The following is a 17,003-nucleotide window of genomic DNA, read 5'->3' on the forward strand; positions in this document are numbered from 1 at the left end:
ATCAGGTCCCGTCTGGCGATCAGGCCGCGGCGGATTTGGGTTTCAGCACCAGCCAGATCAGCGCCCCCCCCGCGAGCACCAGGAAGGGCGCCATCGCCATGTTGACAGCGGCCCAGCCCTCGACCGGGTTGCCGCCTGAGCAGTTCATCAGGCCCCCCGAGGCCAGTGATGCCACGGTGACGCCGCCAAAGACCAAGAGGTCATTGAGACCCTGCATACGGCCGCGCTCATGCGCCTCATGCGCGCCGGCCAGCATGGTGGTTGCGCCAATAAAGCCAAAATTCCAGCCGACGCCCAGAAGGACAAGCGCCACAAAGAAGTTGCTGAGTTCTACGCCCTGCAAGGCGACGGCACCGGCGCCGGCGAGGATCACCAGCCCCGCGCCAACGATTTTCTCCACCCCGAAGCGTGCGATCAGATGCCCGGTAAAGAAGGACGGCACATACATGGCCAGAACGTGCCATGTGACCACATCCGCCGCCGCGTCCTGACCAAAGCCGCAGCCTACAACTGCAAGCGGTGTCGAGGTCATCACAAGGTTCATCAGCGCATAGGATACCATGGCGCAGATGACTGCGACGGCAATGGTTGGTGTTTTCATCAGCTCCCAGCGGCTGCGGCCCATCGGGGCGTCCTCGCTCGGGGCTTCGGGGCGGGGGATGCGCAGGAACGCAAAGAGCCCGACCCCCAGCACGTTGACCGCAATCACCGCCATATAGGTGCCAAGGAAAGGAATGACAAAAGCGTCGCTTGTCGCTTTGACCAGCTGCGGGCCGATGATGGCCGACAAGAGCCCACCAGCCATGACATAGGAAATCGCCTTGGGGCGGAAACTGTCAGAGGCGGTGTCGGCGGCGGCAAAGCGGTAGAAGCCCTGCGCGCTCATGTAAACGCCGGTGAGGGCGCTGCCGATGAGAAACACCGGAAACGACCCGGTATAGAGCCCATAGCCGCCAATCAGACCACCAAGTGCGCCGCCCGTGGCCCCGATGGCAAAACCTGCGCGCCGGCCAAAGCGCTGCATGATCGCAGAGATCGGCGTGGCCGAGATCATCGAACCCGCGACGATGAGCGAGATCGGCAATGTCGCAAGACAGGGGTTGGTGGCAAGCGATTGACCGGCCAGCCCCCCAACGATGAAGATCATCGGCATCTGCGCACCCAAAAAGGCCTGCGCAAGCACAAGAATCAGAACATTGCGCTTTGCAATATGGTCGTCGGGGGCAGGAGCGGTCATAGTCATGGCCATTGCGTAGCCCTGAACAGGTGAAGGAACAAGCGGCGTGCAGTGCACCGATACAATTTTCGCGCGTGGCTCCAGATGACGGTGGGCCGCCTGATCGAGACCCCGGCCTGCGTGGCCGAAGGGGCTGCCTGGCTGGCGGCGCAAGAGCCACGCTTTGCCGAAGCGCTCGCGCAGACCGGGGACTTGCCGCTGCGGCGCAAGCCTGACGGGTTTGCACAGCTTCTCAGCGCCATTGTCAGCCAGCAGGTCTCGGTGGCGTCGGCCAATGCGATCTGGGCGCGGATGCGGGCCGCCAATCTTACCGGTCCGCGCAAGATCCAATGGGCCAGCGACGAGGATTTGCGCGCGGCCGGACTCAGTCGCCAGAAGATCCGCTATGCCCGCGCCCTGTCGGAGGCACGCATTGATTTCAAGGCGTTACGGCGCGCTACTACAGAGGAAGTGATCGCCGAACTGACACAGGTTTCAGGGATCGGGGTCTGGACGGCAGAGATTTACGCGATGTTTTCCTTGGGGCGCGCGGATGTCTTTGCGCCTGGCGATCTGGCCCTGCAAGAGAGCGCGCGGATGCTTTTTGATCTGCCCGAGCGCCCGAAAGAGCGCGCCCTGCGCGAGATGGCAGGAGCCTGGTCTCCATGGCGCTCGGTTGCGGCGCGGCTTTTGTGGGCCTATTACCATGTGGCAAAGGACAGGGAAGGGATCCGATGACTCGCGTTTTGACTGCCGGCCGCAAAGAGCCGCTCTCCGGGGAAACTCGTTCTGCCGTGGTGTTTCTGCACGGCTATGGCGCCAATGGGGCTGACCTTCTGGGCCTTGCCGATCCGCTGGCTGAACATCTGCCTGACACCCTGTTTGTGGCGCCGGATGCGCCCGAGGCCTGCGCCGGGGCGCCGATGGGCTATCAGTGGTTCCCGATCCCATGGATCGATGGCTCTTCCGAGGAAGAATCCATGCGCGGCATGATGGCGGCGGTTGAGGATCTCAATGCGTTTCTCGACGCGCTTATGGTCGACGAGGATCTGCTGCCCGAGCAGGTGGTGCTCCTGGGCTTTTCGCAAGGCACCATGATGGCGCTGCATGTCGCCCCGCGCCGCGAAGATCCGGTGGCGGGTATTGTTGCATTCTCGGGGCGCTTGCTCTCGCCCGAGACGTTCAGCGACGAGGTCGTGAGCCGGATGCCTGTGCTTCTGGTGCATGGCGATCAGGACGACGTCGTGCCGCCGCAATCGCTGCCGCAGGCGGCCGAAGCCTTGCAGGAGGCGGGCTTTCGGGATGTGTTTGCCCATGTGATGAAGGGAACCGGCCATGGGATCGCCCCCGATGGGCTGAGCGTGGCGCTTGCCTTCATGCGCGACAAGCTGAGCCTCTGACGGGCGAACTGGCAAGCGTTCAGCGCTGTTCTTTAAGGATAATCTGAGATTGGGCCCGCTCGATGAGCGGGCTCTTTGCTATTTGGTCATTGAGCTGCGTGAGCGCATCTGTATCTGCAACCGCGATCATGGCCATTGCGTCCCATTCCCCGGCCAGCGAGGCCACATAGGTGATGCCCGAGACTTCTGAAAGCCAGGTCAGCGCCGGTGCACAGGGGCGGGTCGCAAACCGCAGCAGGATCATCGCCCGCAAGGGCGCTGCGGCCTCGGTGACTGCTGCGTGGTAGCCGGTAATGATGTTTTGATCTTCCATCGCGCGGATCCGGTCCTGCACCGCCTGGCGCGAGAGATGAACCGCGCGCGCGATGGAAGCGGTGCTCTGGCGGGCATTTCGCGCAAGTTCCGCCAGAATGCGCCGGTTGGTTGGATCGAGATCCACGTCGCCGTCCTTTTCAAAGCGCCCGCGCCTGTGCCGGTCCAAAACAGCGAAACGCCGTCTTTTTCCGTCGCTCTGCGGGCTGTTGTTGCGTCCATTCGTAAAAGATCATGCGCGCAATCAGAATGGAGAGAAAGATGAAACTGATTTCACCGCTTGAGTTTACCGGCACGCGTGCATGGGATGCGCTTGATATTGAACGATTTACCGGTGCCACCACGGTCCGGTTGCATTGGACCGATCAAGCCTATGTCTGGCATGTCAACGACGGGGCCGAGGTCTTTGTCGTGCTCAAGGGTGCGGTCGATATGCATGTGCGCCAGACCGGTCGGGAGGAGGTCTTCTCGCTGTCGGAGGGGGATATCTTTCACGCCGAGGCCGGGGACGAGCATGTGGCGCATCCGCGGGGTGCGGCGCGTGTCCTCGTGATCGAAACTGAGGGCAGCGTCTGATCTGATTAGCCGTCGCGGCGCTGCCGGGGCTTGCGGGCAGGTGTCGCCGTGGCGCGCCGTTTTGCGGCATGCTTGCGATGCGGTTTGGCAGCGGGCTTTGGCGGGCCGGGCACGCGGGGCGGGTCAAGATCGTCCCATTTGCCCTGCGCCAGACCATCGAGCGTCCAGGCGCCAATGGCATAGCGGATGAGACGCAGGGTCGGATAGCCCACAGTGGCCGTCATCCGCCGCACCTGTCGGTTTTTGCCTTCCGATATCTTCAGCTCGAGCCAAGCGGTCGGCACGGATTTGCGCTCTCGGATTGGCGGCGTGCGCGCCCAGAGCTGTGCGGGTTCCGAGATCAGTTTCGCCTTTGCGGGGCGTGTCATTCCGTCTTTCAAATCAACGCCTTGGCGCAGGGCCTTCAAGGCGTCCTCGGTGGGGATGCCTTCCACCTGAACCCAATAGGTTTTCTCGAGCTTATGCTTTGGGTCGCTGATCCAGGCCTGCAAGCGGCCATTGTCTGTGAGCAGCATCAGCCCTTCGCTGTCGCGGTCCAGACGCCCTGCGGGATAGACGCCGGGACAGTCAACATAATCGCTAAGCGTTGCGCGCGGGCTGCCCTCGCTGCCACGATCGGTGAACTGCGGCAGCACATCAAAGGGTTTGTTGAAACGGATCAAGCGGCTCATGAAGATCGCTCTACGGGCAGGCGGGGCGCGGTGCAAGCCCGGGCATCGGTGCCGCAGCGCAGAACGCCTGTTTTTTGGGCTGTGGATAACCGTCACGCCCCTGTCACGGAATCATCCTATCCCACACGACATCTGGTGGCGAATAGGGGCTTGTCAGGTTTCGGCCACGATATATAGTTAATCTCAAGCTGGGGCGGGTTCCCCGCTCTGGTGCCATCTCGAGGCAAGCAGGGCGAGGAAGACGTTTATGGACGGAGACTTCAGGACAGAATTCGTGAGAGAGCCACGGGCTCTGAAGCAGCACCCGGCTTTGGTGCTCAATGCGGATTATCGTCCTTTGTCATACTATCCCTTGTCACTCTGGCCATGGCAGGACGCCGTCAAAGCCGCATGGCTCGACCGGGTTGCCATCGTGGCCGAGTATGACGAGGTTGTGCGCAGTCCCAGCACCGAAATCCGAATACCTTCGGTTGTGGTACTGAAAGATTTTGTCAAACCCCAAAAGCGCGTGGCCTTCACGCGCTTTAATTTATTCTTGCGCGACGAATTTCGCTGTCAGTACTGCGGCGCAAAGGGAGACCTAACCTTTGATCATGTGGTGCCGCGCGCCTCTGGGGGGATCACCAGCTGGGAGAACGTGGTCGCGGCCTGCTCGCGTTGCAACCTGAAGAAAGGCTCCAAACCGCTGCACCGTGCGGGCATGTCCCTGCGCAAACCGCCGCGCCGTCCGGGCGCGGAAGAGCTGCGCAATATGGGGCGGAAGTTTCCACCCGGATACCTGCATGAAAGCTGGATGGACTACCTCTATTGGGATAGTGAGCTTGAGGCTTGAAGGCCTTGACTTAAAAAGAAAAGCGCGCCTCGAGAGGCGCGCTTTTGTCGTCAGGCCTTGGCGCGCTGCACCATGCCAAAGAGGTCGCGCGGATCATCCGGGTCCGCCAGCATATCGAGATCGATGAAGTAGTCCGTCCCTTTGATCCGGTCGCGAATGTAGCGCAGGGCGGAGAAATCCTCGATGGCAAAGCCGACGCTGTCAAAGAGCGTGATTTGGCGATCACCGGTGCGCCCCGGTTTCTGGCCCGAGATCACTTCCCACAGTTCGGTCACGGCAAAATCCTCGGGCATCTGCTGGATCTCACCCTCGACGCGGGTTTGCGGCGGGTATTCCACAAACACGTCCGACCGGTTGAGAATCCCGGGCGCAAGCTCGGTTTTGCCGGGGCAGTCGCCGCCAATCGCGTTGATATGCACACCGCTGCCGACCATGTTGTCGGTGAGGATCGTGGCATATTGCTTGTCGGCGGTGCAGGTGGTGAGGATCTGGGCGCCCTCGATCGCCTCTTCGGGGGTTTTGCAGATGGTGACATCCACCCCCAACCCCGCGAGGTTCTGTGCACATTTCTCGGTCGCCGCCGGGTCTTTGTCATAAAGGCGCACGGCCTTGAGACCGATGATGGCCTTCATCGCCAACGTCTGAAATTCCGACTGTGCGCCATTGCCGATCATCGCCATCGTGTCGGCACTTTTGGGAGCGAGGTGCTTGGCCACCATGGCCGAGGTCGCAGCGGTGCGCAGCGCGGTCAGAATGGTCATCTCGGTCAACAGCACCGGATAGCCGGTATAGACATCCGCCAGCAGGCCGAAGGCGGTCACGGTCTGCAGCCCCTCAGAGGTGTTCTTGGGGTGGCCGTTGACGTATTTGAACCCATAAGCCTCACCGTCTGAGGTCGGCATCAGTTCGATCACGCCGACATCGGAATGGCTGGCGACGCGGGGGGTCTTGTCAAAGAGTTCCCAGCGCTTGAAATCGGCCTCGATATAGTCGGCCAGATCACGCATCATATCCTCGATGCCAACATAATGAATGAGGCGCATCATGTTGTCTACGCTGACAAAAGGAACAAGGGCCTTGTCGGAAGGTTGGGTCATTGCATGGTCCTTTGACGGGGGCTGAGGTGAATGCCGGCGAGCATGCAACGCACCGACCCACCGGCCGTTTCAAGTGTGGGAATGGAGAGCGGCAGCAACTCTGCCGAGCGTTCGATCACCGCCCGCTGGTCCGGGGTCAGCGCCTGTGCCGCGCGGGCAGAGAGCGCCAGCACGCGCCGGTGCCCAGTGAGCTCGAAGGTGTTGCCGAGAAAGTTCTGGATCTGCGCGGCAGACAGGTCGATGACGCTGCGCCCGCTTTCTTCGAGACGCTGCCTGACTTCGGCGCGGCGGGTGGCATCGCGGATCATATCCAGGCAGATCAGCGCATAGTCGGTACCGATACCCATCAGGACATTGGTGTGATACACGTCACGCCCCTGATCGTCGCAAGCCTCGAAGACCATCGGTTCATAGTTGAAATGGGTGCAGAACCGCTCCAGCAGCACCGGATCCGCGCGGTTTGACTTTACCGTATAGGCAATGCGCCCGATATGATCGAGCACCATGGCGCCGGTGCCTTCGAGCGACAGCGAGTCCTGTTCCAGGCCGGAATAGTCGATCACGTCCTGAACGCGATACTCCCGCTTCAGCATCTCGATCACGTCCCAGCGTCGCTCTCGGCGACGGTTGGGTGCAAACATCGGGTAGACCGCCACATGACCACCGGCATGGGTGGAGAACCAGTTGTTGGGAAAGACGGAATCGGGGGTGTCGCGGCTGGTGTCCTCGAACACATGAACCGTGACGCCAGCGTCGCGCAGCGCGGCGACAGCGCTGTCGAATTCGGCGATCGCGCGTGCGCTGATGGTGTCGGCATTTGTATCGGCCTGCGCCTGAAAGGCGTTGTCCCCTCGCGTTTCCGGGTTTGAGGTAAAATGATGCGGGCGCACCATAACCACAGCCGCCGGAGCTTGAAGCGTGCTCATGTGTTGTAGCTCCGGGTCGGTCGGTCAAAGACGCGCCGCCCCATGGCAGAGGCACAGAGATCCACCATCAGATGTGCTGTGCGACCACGCTCATCGAGGAAGGGGTTGAGTTCCACCAAGTCCATCGAGGTCATCAAGCCGCTATCGTGCAAGATTTCGCAGACCAGATGGCCTTCGCGCACGGTGGCGCCGCCGGGAACCGTGGTGCCCACGGCAGGCGCAACGGAGGGGTCGAGGAAATCCACATCCAGAGAGACATGCAGCATGCCGTTCTGCGCGGCGACCTTTTCAAGGAAGGCCGTCAGCGGCCGGGCAATGCCATTTTCGTCAATGTCGCGCATGTCGTGGCGATGAATGCCGACCTGCTCCATCGCTTCGCGTTCGGGAGTATCCACCGACCGCAGGCCGATCATGCAGACGTTTTCCGGCGGCACCGGGTTGGGCACGGGCGGGAAATTGTCGAACCGGGCCTGATTGGTGAAATAGCGCACCGGGCAGCCATGAAGATTGCCTGTTTCCGTGCTTTCGAGCGAGTGAAAGTCACTATGCGCGTCGAGCCAGAGGACAAACAGCGGTCGTCCCACGGTGGCGGCGTGGTTTGCGACCCCGTGCACCGTTCCCAGGGCAAGGGCGTGATCGCCGCCCAAGAAAATGGGCATGCCCCGCGCCATGGCCGCCTCGGCCGCTTCAGACAGGCTTTCGGTCCATGCTCGCGTCAAATTTGGCTCGTGGAGTTTGCCGGTGCCATCGTCGGGGGCATGCGGGGCAGGGGTCACGTTGCCGATGTCCTCAACCGTATGGCCGAGGCTCTCGAGCGCCTGCGCGAGACCGGCAGTACGGTAGGCATCAGGGCCCATCAGACAGCCCGTGCGGCGCTTGCCGCTGTCAACGGGTGCGCCAACGAGAATACAGTGACGAGACGACATCCGAGATCTCCTTGATTGAGGGTGTCTCTGATATTTCTCCGATTTGAGGTGGAATACAGAGAGCAAATTGCTCATAAGGGGAGCGGATACCACAAAACGGAGCCGATTCATGGACAAAACGGATGAACGCCTGATCGCGGCCCTGCGCCACGATGCCCGGGCTTCGCTCTCTGATCTGGCCATGCAGCTGGAGCTGTCGCGCACCACCGTCCGCACGCGGATCGAGCGGCTGCAATCGCGCGGGGATATTCTGGGCTTTACCGTGGTTCTGAAAGAGGACGTGCTGCGCGATCCGGTGCGAGGTCTGATGATGATCGGCATCGAGGGGCGCGGAGCGGCGCGGATTACCCGTCAGCTTCAGGGCTTGCCCGAAGTGCGCGCGATCCACACCACCAATGGGCGTTGGGATCTGATTGTGGAGCTCGGCACAGAAACGCTGGAGACGCTGGATGAGGCGCTGGCAAAGATCCGCATGTTTGATGGGGTGGTGACCAGCGAGACAAACCTTCTTCTGGCCACCAAGAAAGATAGTCGCGTCTAAGCGCCTGGGGTCAGGCGTTTTTGCGCGCGTGACGCGCAGCTGCAAACCAAAGCGCAGCCAATCCGAGCGAGATCACCGCGTTCCAGCCTGCCATGGAGAGGCCGAGCATCTCCCAGGGGATGTCGTCACAGCGGACAAGCGGTGCCGACATGATCTGCGACATCAGCTCATCTGCGCTGAGGCTTTCGATCGCGCCAGAGGTGCAGGTGGAGGGGCCTTCCCACCAACCTTGTTCGACACCCGCGTGAAAGGCCCCAATCGCCGAGGTGGCGAGTGCGGCCACCGCGCCGAGATAGGGCAGCACCGCGCCGGGAATGAGCAACGCCAGCGCGCCGACGCCAACTGCTGCGCCGTGAGGGTAGCGCTGCCAGATGCAGAGTTTGCAGGGCGCAAGCTCGCCAATGTATTGAAACGCAAAGGCGCCCAGCAGCAAGGCGGCAGAGCCGCCGGCCGCGAGCAGGACGAGAAATCGGCTGAATGTCATAGATACCTCAGTGCAAGAAAGCCACCAAACAGCAGCACACAAAAGACGGTGAACACCAGCCCCAGGCGTTTTTCAATAAACTCCCGCACTGGCGCGCCAAATTGCCACAAGAGCCCGGCCACGAGGAAGAACCGCAACGCCCGTGCCAGCAGCGATGTGACCACGAATGTCATGATCGGCATGCCCGTCCAGCCCGACATGATGGTGATGACCTTGTAGGGGAAGGGTGTCACCCCCGCGATCAGCACCGCCCAGAAGCCAAAGTCGTTAAAACGCTCGTTGAATTCGACCATCTTGTCGGCCTTGCCCATGGCCTCGAGGATCGGTTGGCCGATGCCTTCGTAAAAGAAGGCGCCGATTGCGTAGCCCATGAGCCCGCCGGCCACCGAGGAAAACAGCGCCACCAAGGCGATCAGCCAGGCGCGAGAGGGCCGCGCAAGGATCATCGGGATCATCAGCACATCGGGCGGGATCGGAAAAACGGAGCTTTCGATGAAGGCCACTCCCGCCAGCCACCACAGCGCATGGGGATGGTCGGCAAGGGCCATGGTCCGGTCATATAGGCGACGCAGCATTCGGGGGGAAACCTCAGAGACAAGCAATGGGGCGGAGGTCGCATGTGCGCCCGCCCGGGTCAACTCTGCACTGCCGATGCACCCGGAGATGGGCGAATTTTCTGCATCCTTCCGCGATTTTGCCTCTGGACCTCGGCCTGCAGCAGCGCTAGGAAACAGGCGTTGCCCAAGTGGCGGAATGGTAGACGCAGGGGATTCAAAATCCCCCGCTGGTGACAGCGTGCCGGTTCGAGTCCGGCCTTGGGTACCATCGCAAAGCATTGCTTTTGCATGAGAAAACCGCCGGTCGTAAGATCGGCGGTTTTTCAGTTCCTGGGGGGTGTCCTGGCCTGTAGAGACATCCGAGGGCGTCTCGGCTCGTCGCTGTTCCTCAGGAGGGGGCGAGCTCAAGTGTCTCGTGCAACGTGATGTTGCGACCCGTCACCTTGGCCTGCAGCAGCGCTGAATCCGCGCGGCTCAACAAGGTGTCGAGGGCGCCTGCGGATGCTGCAACCGCAAGACCGATGGAAATCGTGACCTTCCCAAGAGATTGCCCGCGATGGGCAATGGCCATCTTTGCGGTGCGGGTGCGAATGTCTTCGGCGATCTCATGCGCGGCATCGACGTCGTGATCCGGCAGGATCACCACAAATTCCTCGCCGCCAAAGCGGTAACAGGCGCCGCTGTCGCCCACGACCTCGCGGAGTAACCCGGCAAAGCTTTGCATCACCGTATCCCCGGCCTCATGGCCAAACTCATCATTGATCCGTTTGAAGTGATCAATGTCGATCATCAGGCAGGCGGTCGGAAGGATTGGCGGGTTTTGCACAAAATCGCCAAAGGCCACATCCAGCGAGCGCCGGTTCAAAAGCCCGGTCAGAGGATCATGTTCGACCAGCTGCGAGAGCCGGGTGCGCAGATTGAGGTTCACGGCCGCAAGCGCGACGTTTTCAGCAATAAGCTCCAGATAGACCCGATCTTCGCGCGCAACCTCTGTCGAGGTCTCGGCGCCAGAGAAACTCAGAAGGCCGATGGTCTCGCCCTGAGCAGCGAGCGGAATGCACAGGGTCGAAACGTTCGGGTCAGCGAGATGGTTGCAAATCACATCTTCTTTTGATTCCAAGGCGCTATAATGAGCGCGTCCGCGGCGCAGGGCCCAGCAGGCCTCGCAGATGATCTCGAGCGGGTCGTCGAATGACGTCTGCCATCGGGACACACAGTGCAAGGTCTCGTGACCGTCAGCGCGCAGGTAGAGCGTGCCGGAGAGGTCGGGAAAGATCTGCGGCGCATACCGCGCAAGGACATCCCCCAGTTCGTCGAGAGACTGGCAGGCCTGAACCCGGTGCATGAGCTTCAGGATCAGATCCTTGATCTTGATGTCACGGCGGCGCTCGGCGTCGAGACGTTCCCGCTCGAGCCCGTTTTCGCGGAACACATGCACGGCGCGATTGAGCTCACCAATCTCGTCCCGTCTGCGATCCAATGGCACCTCGACCTCGTAGTCCTGGCTGGCGAGGCGCTTTACGATGCCGGCCATGCGTGCCAGGGGCACCGCCACCCGGCGACGCAGGACAAAATAGAGTACGCCGAGGAAAACGGTGGCGGTGAGCGCGAGGGAGATCTGCGCAACGAATTCGAACCAGTCGCTGCGTTGATGTGCGGTGTCGAGCTCACGATCTGTCCGGCTTTGCACCATCCGGCGGAATTGGACTACATCGTCAATGAGTTTGAGGTGGGCCTGGTAATGCGCGCCCCCGAACAAGAGCCCCCGCGCGCGGTCAATGTTGCCCGCTTGATAAGCTTTGATTGCCGCACGCTCCATCTCTTGAAGCGCATCTATATCCGCGATGATCCGATTCAGAAATGCGGTCTCTTCCGGGGTGGTGCCAAGACGCGTGCCGTCGCGGGCGGACTCTTCCAGCGCCATTTCGGCCTGATCGGTCCGCTCAAAAGCCTCAAGATGATCCGGGTCGCCGCGCATCACATAAAGCCGTGCCTCGTCGGTGCGCAGCTCCGCTCCGATCGCAAGCTCTTCGCCCAACTCGTTCAGGATTAGATGTGTTTCAACCGCCATGCGTTCTTCGGCCGAGCTGTTGATCGACGCGATGAACGCGGCGCCCGACAACGCGGTCAGAAGAACAGTCAATCCGTAGGCCCAATTCGTGATCGTATTGATTTTCATTCGAAAGTTCCAAAATTGACAAGACCCCGGCAGGGAATCGAATTTACGGATAATTTAAATATAAGAGTTTTTGAAGAAGTCCCGCGAAAGGAAATTCGCCAGAGCGCAAGGTTTTGGAAACTGAGGGCCATGGGACACAGGATATTTTTGTCAAGAATTGCCAAATCGCCCGTGTTAGAGTCGGGTATGACCCTTGGGCTTCGCAGAGGATTTTAGCCCTTGCTGCGCGCCCGGCGCTGCGCGGGTTTCGGTCGAACTTTGGTTTCTTGAAACCTGCAGGCCACACCTGCGCGCGGGTGCGACGACGCCGTTTACACCATCCGTGAAGTGAGGTCAGCCCTTTTACAGAGAGGGTCGAAATTTGTCACAACGCGCCCACGCCCTGGTGGAACTGCGCCGAGGGTCTGATCCCCCAGCACAGATCGCGTATCGGCACCTTGCGCGGCGCAGATCAGCAGAGCGACTTCGCCTGTTCCCGCAGGGCGAATTTCTGGATTTTCCCGGTTGAGGTGCGCGGGATTTCGGTCAGGACAAATTTGCGCGGCACCTTGTAGGGGGCGAGTTGGTCACGACACCATTGCCTGAGCGCATCGGTGTCGATCTCTGCACCTTCGGCCAGCTCGATGAAGGCGCATGGTGTTTCGCCCCATTTCTCGTCGGGCATGGCGACAACGGCGGTGACGGCAATCGCGGGATGGCGATACAGCGCCTCTTCGACCTCGATGGAGGAGATATTCTCTCCGCCGGAAATAATGACATCCTTCGAGCGGTCCTTGAGCTGGATATAGCCGTCAGGATGAACAACACCCAGATCGCCGGAATGAAACCAGCCCCCCTCAAAGGCTTTGCGGGTGGCGTCAGGATTGCGAAAATAGCCCTTCATCACGACATTGCCGCGAAACATGACCTCGCCCATGGTTTCGCCATCATGGGGCACGGGCTCTAGGGTTTCGGGGTCCAGAACGTTGAGTCCCTCGAGCGGAAGATAGCGCACGCCCTGCCGGGATTTCAGGCGGGACTGTTCGTCGTGCGGCAGCTCGGACCAGCTTTGATGCCAGTCGTTGACCACGGCAGGGCCATAGGTTTCTGTGAGTCCATAAAGATGCGTGACTTCAAAGCCTGCGGTTTTCATATCCGCCAGCAGCTTTTCCGGCGGCGGGGCAGCGGCTGTAAAAAACTGAACGGTCTGATCGAGGGGGCGCTGCACGTCGGCGGGGGCCGAGATCATCAGCGACATCACGATGGGCGCGCCACAGAGATGCGTGACGCCCTCGTCGGCGAGTGCGTTCCAGATCTGATCCGCCCGCACCTGGCGCAGGCAGACATGGGTGCCAATGATCGCCGAGAGCGTCCAGGGAAAACACCAGCCGTTGCAGTGAAACATCGGCAGGGTCCAGAGATAGACCGCATGTTTGCCCATCGTTGTCGTGAGCGCATTGCCCTGCGCCAAAAGATAGGCCCCGCGATGATGCGAAACGACCCCCTTGGGGTCTCCGGTGGTGCCCGAGGTGTAGTTGATCGAGATCGCGTCCCATTCGTCTTCGGGCATGAGCCAGGCAAACTCGGCGTCACCATCCGCAATAAAGCTATCGTAGTCCACGGCTTCGGTTTTGATCCGCGCGCCCTCGTAGACGGGATCGTCGACCTCGATCAGCAGGGGCTGCACCGAGCAAAGCGCCAGTGCCTCCTGCATCAAGGGCATGAATTCAGAGTCGACGATGACCACCTTGGACATCGCGTGATCCAGCTGAAAGGCGATGATCGCAGCATCAAGCCGGGTGTTGATCGAATGCAGCACCGCACCGCACATGGGGACGCCATAGTGACACTCAAGCATCGCGGGCGTGTTTGGCAGCAGGGCCGAGACCGTATCGCCCCGCGTGATGCCCCTTTGCGACAGGGCCGAGCCAAGCTGGCGCGCGCGTGCATAAAAAGCGGCGTAGCTGCGTCGAAGGGGGCCGTGAATGATTGCCGTGTGCTCTGGAAATACCGTTGCGGCCCGCTCCAGAAACGTGAGCGGGGTCAGGGGCTGGTAGTTGGCCGGGGTGCGATCCAGATCGGTATTGTAGGGGTTGGCGCTCATCGGCTTATGCATCCTGCCATTGCGGGGAACGTTTTTCGACAAAGGCATTGATGCCTTCTGCGGCATCCTGCGCCAACATGTTTTTGACCATCACGTCCGCTGCATAGTCATAGGCGTCCGACAGGGGCATTTCGCGCTGCGCATAAAACGCCTGCTTGCCGGTGGCGAGCGTCATGGAGGATTTGGACGCGATCTTATGCGCCAGTTCCAGCACCGCGTCCTGCAAGCCGTCTTCGGAGGTGACGCGGTTGACAAGACCGATCTCGGCGGCGCGCTCCGCAGAGGTCATGTCGCCCGTCAGCAGCATTTCCATGGCGTGTTTGCCAGCCACATTGCGGGACAAGGCAACCATCGGGGTGGAGCAAAACAGCCCGATGTGAACACCCGGCGTGCTGAAGCGTGCGCTCTCGGCGGCGATCGCGAGGTCGCAGCTGGCCACAAGCTGACAGCCCGCAGCGGTCGCGACGCCGGTGACTTCGGCGATGACGGGTTTGGGGCAGGTCACAATGCTCTGCATGACGGCAGAGCAAAGCGCCATGATCCGCACAAAATAGGCCTTGCCGCCATCCGGCGCCGCGCGGCCGCGGGTCAGCTCCTTCAGGTCATGACCTGCGCTGAACGCAGGGCCATTCGCCGCAAGCACCATCACCCGTACCGCGGGGTCCTGACCCGCGCTGGCTAAGGCCTCGCCGAGCGTGCCCAGCATCGCCTCGGAGAGTGCATTGCGGCGCGCGACATCATTCAGCGTGAGGCGCAGCACGCCGGTCTCGCTCAATTGCTTGATGAGGATTGCATCCGTTTGCATGGGTGTTCTTTCAATGAATGTTGATTTCGACGCTATCGGCCAGGGTATTGGCGATAAAGCAGTAGCGGTGCGCGCGGTCCTGCATCTGGGCGAGCTCCTCCGCATCGACGCTAAAGCCCGTATCAAATCGCACCACCGGATTGAGATCGATCCGGGTCACGGACATCTGGCCTTTGGCGTTCTTGCCAAGGTGCGCCTCTGCATAGTCATGATAGCTTGCAACCGGCCACCCCGCCTTGGCCGAGAGCGCCAGAAAGGTCATCATGTGGCAGCTCGACAGGGCAGAGGCGAGGGCTTGCTCGGGATTTGTGTTTGCAGCGTCGCCGCCCCAATCGGGGGCGGCGTCCACCTGGACGTCGTAGGTGCTATTGTACTGGACCGTGTGCTCGTTCGAGAACTTACCGGTTTGCAGTTCGTTTTCAGTACGTTGCCAGTGCAATTCGATCGCGAGATGGGACATGTTTTGGTCTCCTCTCCAACGCTCAGGCGGCGGCAATCTGCTTGCGCGGATCAAAGAAGGGACGCTCCACAACGCTGGCAGAGGTTGCACCCGAGGTCATTGTCACCTCAACGTCGCTGCCGATCACCGCGTGTTCGGCGTCCACCATCGCCAGGGCGATGTTCTTTTCAAGGCGCGGGGAATAGACGGCGGATGTGACCTTGCCGATGGTTTCGCCATTCTTGGTGATCGGCCAGAACGTGGTGTTGGGCCCCCGCAGCGGTGCGGCGTCGATTACCAGACCAACCTGCAGGCGTGCGGGACCTTCCTTTTGGATGCGCTTGAGCGCCGCCTTGCCGATGAAGTCGGCTTCCATGTCGAGGTTTACAAGCCGGTCAAAGCCCAGCTCGAAGGGGTTGGTGTGAATATCGGCATCCGCATGATAAGAGAGCATGCCCCCTTCGATCCGGCGAATGGAGGAGGTGTGGCCCGGCTTCAAACCATGCTGCATCCCCGCCGCCATGATCCGCTCCCAGAGTGCGTCGCCCTGGCTTCCGTCGCGCAAATAGAGCTCATAGCCAAGCTCGCTCGACCAGCCGGTGCGCGAGACTATCAACGGGATACCATCGAGGTCGAGTTCGCGCAGCCAGTAGTATTTGAGGTCCATGATGCTCTCGCCAAAGAGCTCCTGCATCACCAGCCCAGATTTCGGCCCCTGCAGCTGCAGCGGAGAGACGTCCGGCTCGCAAATCTGCACATCCAGGCCAGAGTGCACCGCCACACCCTGCGCCCAGAGCAGGATGTCGCTGTCAGCAAGCGAAATCCAGAAGTGATTTTCAGCCAGCCGCAGCAGGATCGGGTCGTTCAAGATGCCGCCTTCGGCATTGGTGATCAGGATGTATTTGCACTGACCTACGGCCATGGTCGACAGGTCGCGCGGAGTGAGCATCTGAACGAATTTTGCCGCATCCGGTCCGGTGATCTCCACCTGGCGCTCGACCGCGACATCGCATAGGATTGCATCGTTGACGAGGTTCCAGAAGTTCTGCTCCGGATCGCCAAAGTCGCGCGGGATATACATATGATTATAAACGGAAAAACCCTTTGCTCCCCAACGCACGGTGGCGTCGAAATACGGGGATTTGCGGATCTGGGTGCCAAAGCCGAAATCGTCTGCTTGCGTCATGTGTCGTCCTCCCAACGGTCGGCCGGATCGGCCGAGACAAGCCTGTGTTCGACGACGATTTAGATCGAAAAACGCGCGCAATTTGGTCCGAAGTTTTCAAATTCTCAGACCGTTCAGACCAATTTTGACGCCCGTTTTGGACAGATCAGACTTGCGGGGTCATTTCTCGCTTTTGGCGACCAGTTTCGCGAGGTTCGGGCGGCTCGTCTTGATCTGACGAGTCGCGATGTAGGTCATGTAGCGATCGATGGAGAGCTCGGCCGAGAGCATCTCATCCATGAGGCTCTGAAAGGCGGCAAGCGTGGGGGTGGCGACCTTCATGACATAATCCATGCCACCTCCGGTGGCGACACAGTCGATCACTTCATCAAGTCCGCGGATGTAGGTTTCAAACCTGTCAAAATCCGTCTTGCGGTGATGGGTGAGCGAGATGGTGACGACCACTTGGGTAAAATCAATGATCCGGTCGAGTGCCAATTCGGCATGATAACCGCGAATATAGCCAGCGGCCTTGAGCCGTACCAGGCGCGCCCAACAGGGAGTGGGCGAGAGGTTCACAAGCTCCGCAAGCCGGGTCTTGCTCAGTTGGCCGTGTTGCTGCACGGCGCTCAGGATCCGAATTTCTGTCGCGTCGAGACCTTGCTTCTTCATTTGTGTGACACATCCATCCAGTCGAACGCCCTGAAGAATCATCCACAGGGGCTACTGGCTCGATCATGAATGAAATTTCCGCTGTCCTGAGCGGGGTTTCCGACCGTTCCTCATATGGCCGC

General features: G+C 60.6%; 19 protein-coding genes and 1 tRNA gene. 6 read left to right on the forward strand and 14 right to left on the reverse strand.

What is annotated here, in order from left to right:
* Positions 1 to 19: 19 nt before the first annotated feature.
* Complete coding sequence (locus tag ACZ1HH_RS05680) at positions 20 to 1,243, reverse strand: MFS transporter (RefSeq protein WP_044027084.1); 1,224 nt, start codon at positions 1,241 to 1,243, stop codon at positions 20 to 22.
* 78 nt (positions 1,244 to 1,321) lie between these two features.
* On the opposite strand from ACZ1HH_RS05680, the gene ACZ1HH_RS05685 reads away from it, so the two are divergent.
* Together ACZ1HH_RS05685 and ACZ1HH_RS05690 are read left to right on the forward strand one after the other, a co-directional pair.
* Positions 1,322 to 1,954, forward strand: a complete 633-nt coding sequence (locus ACZ1HH_RS05685; RefSeq protein WP_472637306.1) for a DNA-3-methyladenine glycosylase family protein — start codon at positions 1,322 to 1,324, stop codon at positions 1,952 to 1,954.
* Positions 1,951 to 2,616: an alpha/beta hydrolase gene (locus ACZ1HH_RS05690; protein ID WP_011538498.1), complete on the forward strand. Its 666-nt coding sequence runs from the start codon at positions 1,951 to 1,953 to the stop codon at positions 2,614 to 2,616. Before ACZ1HH_RS05685 ends, ACZ1HH_RS05690 begins: the two co-directional genes overlap by 4 nt.
* 19 nt (positions 2,617 to 2,635) lie before the next feature.
* Here ACZ1HH_RS05690 and ACZ1HH_RS05695 read toward each other — a convergent pair whose 3' ends face one another.
* A complete protein-coding gene (locus tag ACZ1HH_RS05695) occupies positions 2,636 to 3,055 on the reverse strand; it encodes an Lrp/AsnC family transcriptional regulator (protein WP_416368334.1) in 420 nt (139 codons plus the stop codon).
* A 134-nt stretch (positions 3,056 to 3,189) separates the two neighbouring features.
* Between ACZ1HH_RS05695 and ACZ1HH_RS05700 the strand changes: the two genes are divergently transcribed.
* Entirely contained in the window at positions 3,190 to 3,504 is a 315-nt protein-coding gene (locus ACZ1HH_RS05700; RefSeq protein WP_472636106.1) for a cupin domain-containing protein, read from the forward strand.
* Positions 3,505 to 3,509: 5 nt separating this feature from the next.
* Here ACZ1HH_RS05700 and ACZ1HH_RS05705 read toward each other — a convergent pair whose 3' ends face one another.
* Positions 3,510 to 4,175, reverse strand: a complete 666-nt coding sequence (locus tag ACZ1HH_RS05705; RefSeq protein ID WP_472636107.1) for an rRNA large subunit pseudouridine synthase E — start codon at positions 4,173 to 4,175, stop codon at positions 3,510 to 3,512.
* 247 nt (positions 4,176 to 4,422) lie between these two features.
* On the opposite strand from ACZ1HH_RS05705, the gene ACZ1HH_RS05710 reads away from it, so the two are divergent.
* On the forward strand, positions 4,423 to 5,007 hold the full coding sequence (locus ACZ1HH_RS05710) for an HNH endonuclease (RefSeq protein WP_011538502.1): 585 nt from the start codon (positions 4,423 to 4,425) through the stop codon (positions 5,005 to 5,007).
* Positions 5,008 to 5,057: 50 nt separating this feature from the next.
* Here the strand turns inward: ACZ1HH_RS05710 and ACZ1HH_RS05715 are convergent, their stop codons facing one another.
* From ACZ1HH_RS05715 to rocF, 3 genes are read right to left on the reverse strand one after another with little or no spacing between them, the layout of a single operon-like run.
* Positions 5,058 to 6,104 (reverse strand): ornithine cyclodeaminase, encoded by a 1,047-nt coding sequence (locus ACZ1HH_RS05715; protein ID WP_472636108.1) that lies wholly within the window; start codon positions 6,102 to 6,104, stop codon positions 5,058 to 5,060.
* Complete coding sequence (ctlX, locus tag ACZ1HH_RS05720) at positions 6,101 to 7,030, reverse strand: citrulline utilization hydrolase CtlX (RefSeq protein ID WP_416368338.1); 930 nt, start codon at positions 7,028 to 7,030, stop codon at positions 6,101 to 6,103. Before ctlX ends, ACZ1HH_RS05715 begins: the two co-directional genes overlap by 4 nt.
* The gene (gene rocF / locus ACZ1HH_RS05725) at positions 7,027 to 7,956 is read right to left on the reverse strand and encodes an arginase (protein ID WP_472636109.1); all 930 of its coding nucleotides are present in this window, start codon (positions 7,954 to 7,956) and stop codon (positions 7,027 to 7,029) included. The genes ctlX and rocF overlap by 4 nt, the downstream gene beginning before the upstream one ends.
* A gap of 109 nt (positions 7,957 to 8,065) precedes the next feature.
* Between rocF and ACZ1HH_RS05730 the strand changes: the two genes are divergently transcribed.
* Positions 8,066 to 8,497: an Lrp/AsnC family transcriptional regulator gene (locus ACZ1HH_RS05730; RefSeq protein WP_011538506.1), complete on the forward strand. Its 432-nt coding sequence runs from the start codon at positions 8,066 to 8,068 to the stop codon at positions 8,495 to 8,497.
* A 10-nt stretch (positions 8,498 to 8,507) separates the two neighbouring features.
* Here the strand turns inward: ACZ1HH_RS05730 and ACZ1HH_RS05735 are convergent, their stop codons facing one another.
* Together ACZ1HH_RS05735 and ACZ1HH_RS05740 are read right to left on the reverse strand one after the other, a co-directional pair.
* Positions 8,508 to 8,981: a disulfide bond formation protein B gene (locus ACZ1HH_RS05735; protein ID WP_011538507.1), complete on the reverse strand. Its 474-nt coding sequence runs from the start codon at positions 8,979 to 8,981 to the stop codon at positions 8,508 to 8,510.
* On the reverse strand, positions 8,978 to 9,556 hold the full coding sequence (locus tag ACZ1HH_RS05740; RefSeq protein WP_011538508.1) for a YqaA family protein: 579 nt from the start codon (positions 9,554 to 9,556) through the stop codon (positions 8,978 to 8,980). Before ACZ1HH_RS05740 ends, ACZ1HH_RS05735 begins: the two co-directional genes overlap by 4 nt.
* Before the next feature lie 164 nt (positions 9,557 to 9,720).
* On the opposite strand from ACZ1HH_RS05740, the gene ACZ1HH_RS05745 reads away from it, so the two are divergent.
* A tRNA-Leu gene (locus tag ACZ1HH_RS05745) sits at positions 9,721 to 9,806 on the forward strand.
* Between the two features lie 120 nt (positions 9,807 to 9,926).
* Here ACZ1HH_RS05745 and ACZ1HH_RS05750 read toward each other — a convergent pair.
* The 6 genes from ACZ1HH_RS05750 to ACZ1HH_RS05775 all read right to left on the reverse strand — a co-directional run bounded on the left by ACZ1HH_RS05750 (position 9,927) and on the right by ACZ1HH_RS05775 (position 16,881).
* Positions 9,927 to 11,717 (reverse strand): diguanylate cyclase domain-containing protein, encoded by a 1,791-nt coding sequence (locus ACZ1HH_RS05750; protein ID WP_472636110.1) that lies wholly within the window; start codon positions 11,715 to 11,717, stop codon positions 9,927 to 9,929.
* 451 nt (positions 11,718 to 12,168) lie between these two features.
* Entirely contained in the window at positions 12,169 to 13,800 is a 1,632-nt protein-coding gene (locus ACZ1HH_RS05755) for an acyl-CoA synthetase (RefSeq protein WP_487320424.1), read from the reverse strand.
* A gap of 4 nt (positions 13,801 to 13,804) precedes the next feature.
* Positions 13,805 to 14,605 (reverse strand): enoyl-CoA hydratase, encoded by an 801-nt coding sequence (locus ACZ1HH_RS05760; protein ID WP_472636111.1) that lies wholly within the window; start codon positions 14,603 to 14,605, stop codon positions 13,805 to 13,807.
* Positions 14,606 to 14,615: 10 nt separating this feature from the next.
* Positions 14,616 to 15,065: an OsmC family protein gene (locus tag ACZ1HH_RS05765; protein ID WP_011538512.1), complete on the reverse strand. Its 450-nt coding sequence runs from the start codon at positions 15,063 to 15,065 to the stop codon at positions 14,616 to 14,618.
* 22 nt (positions 15,066 to 15,087) lie between these two features.
* Complete coding sequence (locus ACZ1HH_RS05770; RefSeq protein ID WP_011538513.1) at positions 15,088 to 16,230, reverse strand: glycine cleavage T C-terminal barrel domain-containing protein; 1,143 nt, start codon at positions 16,228 to 16,230, stop codon at positions 15,088 to 15,090.
* A gap of 159 nt (positions 16,231 to 16,389) precedes the next feature.
* Positions 16,390 to 16,881: an Lrp/AsnC family transcriptional regulator gene (locus ACZ1HH_RS05775; RefSeq protein ID WP_044026726.1), complete on the reverse strand. Its 492-nt coding sequence runs from the start codon at positions 16,879 to 16,881 to the stop codon at positions 16,390 to 16,392.
* Positions 16,882 to 17,003 lie beyond the last annotated feature (122 nt).

Source organism: Epibacterium sp. HA2-3 (assembly GCF_055693725.2).

What these genes read in the sequence shown, in the direction of transcription:
- ACZ1HH_RS05680 (WP_044027084.1), bottom strand. Translation starts at nt 1,243, where the DNA reads ATGACTATGACCGCTCCTGCCCCCGACGACCATATTGCAAAGCGCAAT.
- ACZ1HH_RS05740 (WP_011538508.1), bottom strand. Translation starts at nt 9,556, where the DNA reads ATGCTGCGTCGCCTATATGACCGGACCATGGCCCTTGCCGACCATCCC.
- ctlX (WP_416368338.1), bottom strand. Translation starts at nt 7,030, where the DNA reads ATGAGCACGCTTCAAGCTCCGGCGGCTGTGGTTATGGTGCGCCCGCAT.
- ACZ1HH_RS05730 (WP_011538506.1), top strand. Translation starts at nt 8,066, where the DNA reads ATGGACAAAACGGATGAACGCCTGATCGCGGCCCTGCGCCACGATGCC.
- ACZ1HH_RS05735 (WP_011538507.1), bottom strand. Translation starts at nt 8,981, where the DNA reads ATGACATTCAGCCGATTTCTCGTCCTGCTCGCGGCCGGCGGCTCTGCC.
- rocF (WP_472636109.1), bottom strand. Translation starts at nt 7,956, where the DNA reads ATGTCGTCTCGTCACTGTATTCTCGTTGGCGCACCCGTTGACAGCGGC.
- ACZ1HH_RS05760 (WP_472636111.1), bottom strand. Translation starts at nt 14,605, where the DNA reads ATGCAAACGGATGCAATCCTCATCAAGCAATTGAGCGAGACCGGCGTG.
- ACZ1HH_RS05770 (WP_011538513.1), bottom strand. Translation starts at nt 16,230, where the DNA reads ATGACGCAAGCAGACGATTTCGGCTTTGGCACCCAGATCCGCAAATCC.
- ACZ1HH_RS05775 (WP_044026726.1), bottom strand. Translation starts at nt 16,881, where the DNA reads ATGAAGAAGCAAGGTCTCGACGCGACAGAAATTCGGATCCTGAGCGCC.
- ACZ1HH_RS05750 (WP_472636110.1), bottom strand. Translation starts at nt 11,717, where the DNA reads ATGAAAATCAATACGATCACGAATTGGGCCTACGGATTGACTGTTCTT.
- ACZ1HH_RS05755 (WP_487320424.1), bottom strand. Translation starts at nt 13,800, where the DNA reads ATGAGCGCCAACCCCTACAATACCGATCTGGATCGCACCCCGGCCAAC.
- ACZ1HH_RS05765 (WP_011538512.1), bottom strand. Translation starts at nt 15,065, where the DNA reads ATGTCCCATCTCGCGATCGAATTGCACTGGCAACGTACTGAAAACGAA.
- ACZ1HH_RS05715 (WP_472636108.1), bottom strand. Translation starts at nt 6,104, where the DNA reads ATGACCCAACCTTCCGACAAGGCCCTTGTTCCTTTTGTCAGCGTAGAC.
- ACZ1HH_RS05685 (WP_472637306.1), top strand. Translation starts at nt 1,322, where the DNA reads ATGACGGTGGGCCGCCTGATCGAGACCCCGGCCTGCGTGGCCGAAGGG.
- ACZ1HH_RS05710 (WP_011538502.1), top strand. Translation starts at nt 4,423, where the DNA reads ATGGACGGAGACTTCAGGACAGAATTCGTGAGAGAGCCACGGGCTCTG.
- ACZ1HH_RS05690 (WP_011538498.1), top strand. Translation starts at nt 1,951, where the DNA reads ATGACTCGCGTTTTGACTGCCGGCCGCAAAGAGCCGCTCTCCGGGGAA.
- ACZ1HH_RS05700 (WP_472636106.1), top strand. Translation starts at nt 3,190, where the DNA reads ATGAAACTGATTTCACCGCTTGAGTTTACCGGCACGCGTGCATGGGAT.
- ACZ1HH_RS05705 (WP_472636107.1), bottom strand. Translation starts at nt 4,175, where the DNA reads ATGAGCCGCTTGATCCGTTTCAACAAACCCTTTGATGTGCTGCCGCAG.